This window comes from Achromobacter sp., assembly GCF_050285565.1.
GTDB lineage: Bacteria > Pseudomonadota > Gammaproteobacteria > Burkholderiales > Burkholderiaceae_B > Achromobacter.
On record NZ_JBLZXG010000001.1, the window covers coordinates 676,492 to 683,894 of the forward strand.

The following is a 7,403-nucleotide window of genomic DNA, read 5'->3' on the forward strand; positions in this document are numbered from 1 at the left end:
CGCCCGGCCTCGCGCGGCAACGCGTAGCCAGTACAATCCGGGGCACAATTGTATAAAAGCGAGTGATTCCATTGAATTCTGCCGCACGCAACGCGCCCGCGGGCTCCCAGCCCGTCAAAGCTGAACTCTGGAGCCGTATCTATAGCCGGGTCGGTTCCTACTGGAAGGGGCTGGTGCTGGCGACCCTGCTGATGGCCGGCGCCGCCGCCACGCAACCCACGCTGGCCGTCATTATGAAGCCCTTGCTGGACGACGGCTTCTCGGGCGCCAAACCCTACTATGTCTGGGCGCTGCCGTTGGCGGTGATCGGCCTGATCTTCCTGCGCGGCGTCTGTAACTTCTTCAGCGACTACCTGCTGGCCTGGGTGGCCAACAACGTCCTGCTGGGCATGCGGCGCGACATGTTCGAACGCCTGCTGGGCCTGCCCGATGCCGACTTCAAGCGCGGCGACACTGGCCGCCTGCTGAACCGCTTCACCATCGACGCGGGCAACGTCACCGGCTACGCCACCGATGTCATCACGGTGCTGGTGCGTGAAACCCTGGTGGTCATCGCGCTGATCTGCGTGCTGCTGTACACCTCGTGGGTGCTGACCCTGATCATCCTGATCATGCTGCCGGTGTCGGTGCTGATCGCGCGCACCTTCATCAAGCGCTTGCGCCGCATCAACCGCGACACCGTCAACATGAACGCCGAGCTGACCCGCGTGGTCAGCGAGGGCATCGACGGCCAGCGCGTCATCAAGCTGTTCGACGGCTACGAGGTCGAGCGCGGCCGCTTCGATTTCGTCAGCAGTCGCCTGCGCCGCTTCGCCATGCGCACCGCCACCGCCGACGCAGCCCTCACGCCCCTGACCCAGGTGTGCATCTCGATCTCGGTGGGCGCGGTCATCGCCGTGGCCTTGGGCCAGGCCAACAACGGCTCGCTCACGGTCGGCAGCTTCGCCTCCTTCATGGCGGCGCTGGCGCAGATTTTCGACCCCATCAAGCGCCTGACCAACCTGGCCGCCCGCATGCAGAAGATGCTGGTGTCGGCCGAGAGCGTGTTCACGCTCATCGACCAGATCCCCGAAAGCGACACCGGCACGCGCGAACTGCCCGAGCCGGTGCGCGGCAAGGTCGAATTCCGCAACGTCACCCACCGCTTTTCCGACGCCGACCGCGACACCGTCAACGATGTGTCCTTCGTGGTCGAGCCCGGCCAGACCGTGGCCCTGGTGGGCCGCTCCGGCAGCGGCAAGACCACGCTGGTCAACATGCTGCCGCGCTTCGTGTTGGCCGACAGCGGCGCCATCTACGTCGACGACGTGCCGATCAACGACCTGAAGCTGCGCAGCCTGCGTTCGCACCTGTCGCTGGTCAGCCAGGACGTGGTGCTGTTCGACGACACCATCGCCGCCAACGTCGGTTACGGCGCCCTGGGCGAAGCCAGCGAACAGCAGGTGCGCGACGCGCTCGCCGCCGCCAATCTGCTGGACTTCGTCGAAGGCCTGCCGCAGGGCATCAACACGCCCGTCGGCGAAAACGCCGCCCGCCTGTCCGGCGGCCAGCGTCAGCGCCTGGCCATCGCCCGTGCCCTCATCAAGAACGCGCCCATCCTGATCCTGGACGAAGCCACCTCGGCGCTCGACAACGAATCCGAGCGCCAGGTGCAGGCCTCGCTCGAGCGCCTGATGAAGGGGCGCACCACGCTGGTCATCGCGCACCGCCTGTCGACCGTGCAGAACGCCGACCGCATCATCGTGCTGGATGCCGGCAAGATCGTCGAGCAGGGCGCCCACGCCGAGCTGCTGGCCGCCAACGGCCTGTACGCTTCGCTCTACAACATGCAGTTCCGCGAAGACTGATCGCGCGCGGCGCCGCGTGCGCCGCGCCAGGCCACCCGGGAGCCGCCCATGTCCTTGCCCGCAGAAGGCAACCAGCTCGTCAACGTCGTTGTTCTGCTGGGAGCGGCGGTGATCGCGGTGCCCCTGTTCAAGCGCCTGGGGCTGGGCTCCGTCCTGGGCTATCTGGCCGCCGGCCTGGCCATCGGCCCGTTCGGCATCGGCTGGTTCTCCGATCCCCGTTCCATCCTGCACGTGGCCGAACTGGGCGTGGTGATGTTCCTGTTCATCATCGGCCTGGAAATGCAGCCCTCGCGATTGTGGAAGCTGCGTGGCGAGATCTTCGGCCTGGGCGTGGCCCAGGTGGTGGCCTGCGGCGCGCTGCTGACGGTGGTTGGACTGGCTGCCGGCCTGTCTGGCCCGGCGGCTTTCATGGCGGCCATGGGCTTCGTGCTGTCGTCCACCGCGATCGTCATGCAGATCCTGGCCGAACGCGACGAAACCGCCAGCGCCCAGGGCCAGCGCATCGTGTCCATCCTGCTGCTCGAAGACCTTGCCATCGTGCCGCTGTTGGCCCTGGTGGCGCTGCTGGCGCCGCCCGGCGCCGGCCAACATGGCGATCCCTGGCTGCAGGCGGCCATCGCCCTGGGTTGCGTGCTGGCGTTGCTGGCGGCCGGGCGCTGGCTGCTCAACCCCTTGTTCCGCCTGCTGGCCGCGGCGCGTGCCCGCGAAGTCATGACCGCCGCCGCGCTGCTGGTGGTGCTGGGCGCGGCGCTGCTGATGGAACTGGGCGGCCTGTCCATGGCGATGGGCGCGTTCCTGGCCGGCGTGCTGCTGTCCGAATCCACCTTCCGCCATCAGTTGGAAGCCGAGATCGAGCCGTTCCGCGGCATCCTGCTGGGCCTGTTCTTCCTCGGCGTTGGCATGTCGCTGGACCTGGCCGCCGTGGCGCGCGAGTGGCAACTGATCCTCGCCGGCGTAGTGGTGTTCATGCTGGTCAAGTCGATCGGAGTCTACCTGGTGGCGCGCCTGCTGCGCGCCAGCCACGCCGAGGCGCTGACCCGCGCCGCGCTGCTGGCGCAGGGCGGCGAATTCGCCTTCGTGCTGTATGGCGCGGCCGCCGCCGCCGGCATCTTCGACGCGCACCTGGCCGCGGTGCTGATCGCGGTCGTCATCATCTCCATGGCGTTCACGCCGCTGTGCGTGCTGGCATTGCGCTGGCTGCTGCCCAAGCCCGTGCCGTCGATGGAAGGGGTCGATGTGGCACAGGACCTGGAAGGCTGCGCGCTGATCGTCGGCTTCGGCCGTTTCGGCCAGATCGTGACCCAGGCGATGCTGGCGCGCGACATGAAAGTGTCGATCCTGGACACCGACACCGACGCCATTCGCGCGGCGGCCAAATGGGGAGTCAAGGTCTATTACGGGGACGGGACGCGCATCGACATGCTGCGCACGGCGGGCGCCGAGACTGCCAAGGCCATCCTGATCTGTATCGACAATCCGCAGTCGGTCAATCACATGGTCAAGCTGATCAAGGCCGAATTCCCGCTGGTGCAACTGGTGGTGCGGGCCTACGACCGCATCCATTCGCTGGCCCTGGCCAGGGAAGGGGTCGACTACCAGGTGCGCGAAACCTTCGAGTCGGCGCTGGTTTTCGGCGAAGCGGCGCTGCGCGCGGTCGGCGTGCCGCCGGACGAGGCCGCCGAAGTCGTGGCGGACGTGCGCAGGCGCGACAGCGAACGCTTCGAGCTGGAGGTGGCCGGCGGCCTGTTCGCCGGGCGTTCGCTGTTGTACGGCAACATGACCGGCCCCGCCGACGGCAGGAACGACCAGCGTGACCGCGAAACGGTGGCGCCCGCGGGTCACGCCGAACCTGGCGCGCCGGCATGACCGGCGTATGACCGGCGCGGGGCTTCAAATATTACATTCACTTTGCATTACTTTACGCATCATTTCACGCGCAAGTCCGGGCGGCTGAGGTAGATTTATCTGCAACCGCGCTTCACTTCCGAAGCGTTTCTGCCAGGGGGCTGCCATGCTGCAATCGGATCGGATTTCCACGACCCCGCACGCTGTCGGGTTTGAACTGGCTCGGCGCCAGGCCATGACCTTGCACTGCGGCTTTTCCGCCGGCGCCATGCGCCAATTGGTTCAGGTGGCGGGCGGCGCCGGCCAGGCCTGGGCCATCAACGCCCACCGCGAAACCGACAAGGTCCGCAGCGCCAAGGCTTTTCCGTTCCGCATCGCCGCCACGGCGTCCTGACGCCGCTCCCGGCGCGCGGCCAGGCACCAGGCCTACGTGTCCGCCAGCAACCTTACCGAAATGCTGGCGGCCGGCATCAGCCGTCCCCTCCGCGGCTACAACCTGCCGCTCCCGTTCCTCGATGCCGATCGCTTCAAACGCTACAACGACCGGGATGGTCATCAGGAAGGTGACGGACTGCTGAAGATGCTGGCGCTCGCCATGCACGGCAAGGCGCGGCGCCCGCGTGACCTGGCGGTGCGCACCGGCGCCGCCTCGTCGCGAGACGGCGCATTGGCGCGCAAAAAAAAGACGGCCCGCATGGGCCGTCCCGATTGCCGCGAGGCTGCGCCGGCTCAGCGACCCAGCATCACCGCCTGCAGGCGCGTCTGCGCCTGCTGGACCTTCTGCGCCTGGGCGCTCAGTTCCTGCAGCAGCGTGTTCAGCTCGGCCAGCACGGCGGGATCCTGCACGCGCGGGGCCGGGCCCGACAGATCGATCTGCGCCTTGTGCGCTTCCACGTACTGCGCCACTTTCAGGCTGCTGTCCAGGGTGCCGCTGATCTGTGGCAGCACTTCGCGGAAGGTGTTGGCGGGCACCGTTACGGTCTTGTCGTAAGCCTTGTCGTACACCGCCTTCAGGTCATCGGGCTGCTTGAGCTGCGCGCGCGCGGCGTCGGCCTTGGCCTGCTCCTTGGTCAGCGCCTCGCCCATGTCCTTGAGCGCGGTCTGCACCGTCTTGATGTCATCACGGCGCGCGATCACATCGTTCAGCGAGCGCACGGCGCCTTTCTGCATCAGGTTGCCCATCGGCTTGACCGAGGCGTCCATGCCGGCGTTGAAGTCGGTGATCACCGCGTATTGCGCGGCATAGTCGCCGAACGACTTCTTCTCTTCTTCCGTCAGTTGCGGCACGCGTACGCCCGGTTTGTCGACGATGCGGGTCTGCAGGAATTGCGTGAACGCGGCGCGTTGCTCGGGCTCCTTGTTGCCGCAGGCAGCCAACACCAGCGGCAAGGCCAGGGCCAGCAGCACGAACGGACGGAACAGGGTTTTCATTATGTGATTCTCCGGAAAACGTGGGAAATGGCTGGGCCCCTGGACTGTGGGGCCAGCCAGCCGGTGGCGAGCTTATCGGGTCATCGCCGCCGTCGCCATCGGTTTCAAACTTCATTTCAATCGAAGCGCCGCGATACAAAATTCACACACATTGACGTGAAAGTTTGCGCGGCAACTGATATCGCGCGGGCGAGGGCTGGCCCGATGGCAAGAAAGCCGCTGGCGCGGCTTTCCGGTATCACGAATCATGCGGGGCCGGCATCGGGCCGGCAAGACGACAGGCCTCAAACTAGGATGATGTCGTATTTTTCCTGTGAATACGTGCTCTCGACTTCCAGCGACACCCGCTTGCCCACGAAGTCGCCCAGCATCGCCAAGTGCTGGCTTTCTTCCTCCAGGAACAGGTCCACCACGTCCTGCGACGCCAGGATGCGGAACTCCTTGGGATTGAACTGGCGCGCTTCGCGCAGGATTTCGCGCAGGATCTCGTAGCAGACCGTGCGCGGCGTGCGCACATTGCCGCGCGACTCGCACATGGGGCAGGGCTCGCACAACTGGTGCGCCAGCGAATCGCGGGTACGCTTGCGCGTCATCTCCACCAGGCCGAGTTGGGTGAAGCCGTTGACCGTCATGCGGGTTCGGTCCCGCGCCAGCGCCTTCTTCAACTCGGCCAGCACGGTCTCGCGGTGTTCCTGTTCTTCCATGTCGATGAAATCCAGGATCACGATGCCGCCCAGATTGCGCAGCCGCAACTGGCGGGCGATCGCCTGCGCGGCCTCCAGGTTGGTCTTGAAGATCGTGTCGTCGAAGTTGCGGCCACCGACGAAGCCGCCGGTATTGACGTCGACCGTGGTCAATGCCTCGGTCTGGTCGATGATCAGGTAGCCGCCCGACTTCAGGTCGACGCGGCGCGACAGCGCCCGCGCGATCTCCTCGTCGACATTGGCGGTATCGAACAGGGGGCGCTCGCCGCTGTAATGCTGGATGCGGTCGACCACCGAAGGCGTATAGACGCGGGCCCACTCCCGCATCGCCGCGGTGGTGGTGCGCGAATCCACCAGAATCGCGCCCGTGGTGGGCCCCACCATATCGCGCAGCACGCGCTGCGCCAGCGTCAGGTCCTGATGCAGTAGCGCGGGTGCCGCCTGACTACGCGCGGCTGCCTGCACGCTGGCCCACAGTTTGCGCAGGTATTCCAGGTCGGCGGCCAGTTCCTCGTCATTGGCGCCTTCGGCCTGCGTGCGTACGATGAAGCCGCCTTTCTCCTCGGGCGGCATCAGCGCCTGCAGGCGCTCGCGCAACTGGATGCGTTCGGACTCCGAGTCGATTTTCTGGGAAATGCCGATATGCGGATCGTGCGGCAGGTACACCAGCATGCGGCCAGCCATGCTGATCTGCGTCGACAGACGAGCGCCCTTGGTGCCCAGCGGATCCTTGACCACTTGAACCATGATGGTCTGCCCCTCGAACAACAACTTTTCGATCGGCGTCGGGGTCAGGCCCTGGCTACGCTCGCCCCGGTTCTCGCGCAGATCCGCGATGTGGATGAAGGCGGCGCGCTCCAGACCGATATCGATAAAGGCGCTCTGCATCCCGGGCAGCACTCGCACCACCCGTCCCAGATAGATATTGCCAACATGCCCGCGCTGGATGCTGCGCTCCACGTGCAGCTCCTGCACCGATCCCTGCTCGACCAGCGCGACGCGGGTCTCGAAGGGGGTGACGTTGATCAGGATATCTTCGCTCAACGCGATGGTTGGGGGCATGGGGGCATCTTCTCCAAGGTAAAGGCAGTGCGGCGCAAGGCGAATAGTAAACGTACCAAAGCGCCGGGCAAGCTGTTCGGCCGCCTCCGGGCCGGACGATCTATCTATATAGATATAGTAAATAGCGGATAGCGGCGGCCGCGCCGGGGGGTACGCACAACGACGCGTTCCGCGAGGAGGCGTGCACGGACAATCCTATCTATATAGAGAGACGCGCCGTTGGGCAAGTGCGTTGCAGGGGCCAAGGCGGCCGCCGCCACGGTCGCCGTACGCAAAATTCATCGGCGCTTTTGCTTCCGTGGCGTGACAAGCCAAAATTCTGTGCTATAGTCTCGCTCCTTCGCAGTTCAAGCAGTTCTGTTGGGCGGCGAGGCAAGGCAAGCGCAACGGATTCGACCGCTACGGCAGTCGGATTTGTCGCAGGGCAGCGAGGCGGCGAGTCAGCGATGATTCTCTCGAACCGGCAGTCGGCGAATTTTGCGTAAGTCGGTGCAAATCAGGCAGAAGCCAGTTG

At 65.7% G+C, this 7,403-nt stretch carries 5 protein-coding genes and 1 pseudogene; 4 read left to right on the plus strand and 2 right to left on the minus strand.

Annotated elements, in window-relative coordinates; translation table 11 throughout:
• Nucleotides 1–71 precede the first annotated feature (71 nt).
• From msbA to ACN6O8_RS03060, 4 genes and pseudogenes are all read left to right on the plus strand, one after another.
• Nucleotides 72–1,847 (plus strand): lipid A export permease/ATP-binding protein MsbA, encoded by a 1,776-nt coding sequence (gene msbA, locus ACN6O8_RS03045; protein WP_427989574.1) that lies wholly within the window; start codon nucleotides 72–74, stop codon nucleotides 1,845–1,847.
• Nucleotides 1,848–1,895: 48 nt separating this feature from the next.
• Entirely contained in the window at nucleotides 1,896–3,713 is a 1,818-nt protein-coding gene (locus ACN6O8_RS03050; protein ID WP_427989575.1) for a monovalent cation:proton antiporter-2 (CPA2) family protein, read from the plus strand.
• Nucleotides 3,714–3,927: 214 nt separating this feature from the next.
• On the plus strand, nucleotides 3,928–4,086 hold the full coding sequence (locus ACN6O8_RS03055) for a hypothetical protein (RefSeq protein WP_427989576.1): 159 nt from the start codon (nucleotides 3,928–3,930) through the stop codon (nucleotides 4,084–4,086).
• A gap of 60 nt (nucleotides 4,087–4,146) precedes the next feature.
• Nucleotides 4,147–4,323, plus strand: a pseudogene (locus tag ACN6O8_RS03060) (diguanylate cyclase domain-containing protein); the annotation flags it as partial.
• 98 nt (nucleotides 4,324–4,421) lie between these two features.
• Here the strand turns inward: ACN6O8_RS03060 and ACN6O8_RS03065 are convergent.
• Entirely contained in the window at nucleotides 4,422–5,123 is a 702-nt protein-coding gene (locus ACN6O8_RS03065) for a DUF3053 domain-containing protein (RefSeq protein WP_427989577.1), read from the minus strand.
• Between the two features lie 284 nt (nucleotides 5,124–5,407).
• Nucleotides 5,408–6,871, minus strand: coding sequence for a ribonuclease G (gene rng, locus ACN6O8_RS03070; RefSeq protein ID WP_427989598.1), 1,464 nt, complete (start codon nucleotides 6,869–6,871; stop codon nucleotides 5,408–5,410).
• Nucleotides 6,872–7,403: the final 532 nt, after the last annotated feature.

Excerpts from the sequence above, each read along its gene's own strand:
- ACN6O8_RS03055 (WP_427989576.1), top strand. The coding sequence starts at position 3,928 with ATGACCTTGCACTGCGGCTTTTCCGCCGGCGCCATGCGCCAATTGGTT.
- ACN6O8_RS03050 (WP_427989575.1), top strand. The coding sequence starts at position 1,896 with ATGTCCTTGCCCGCAGAAGGCAACCAGCTCGTCAACGTCGTTGTTCTG.
- ACN6O8_RS03065 (WP_427989577.1), bottom strand. The coding sequence starts at position 5,123 with ATGAAAACCCTGTTCCGTCCGTTCGTGCTGCTGGCCCTGGCCTTGCCG.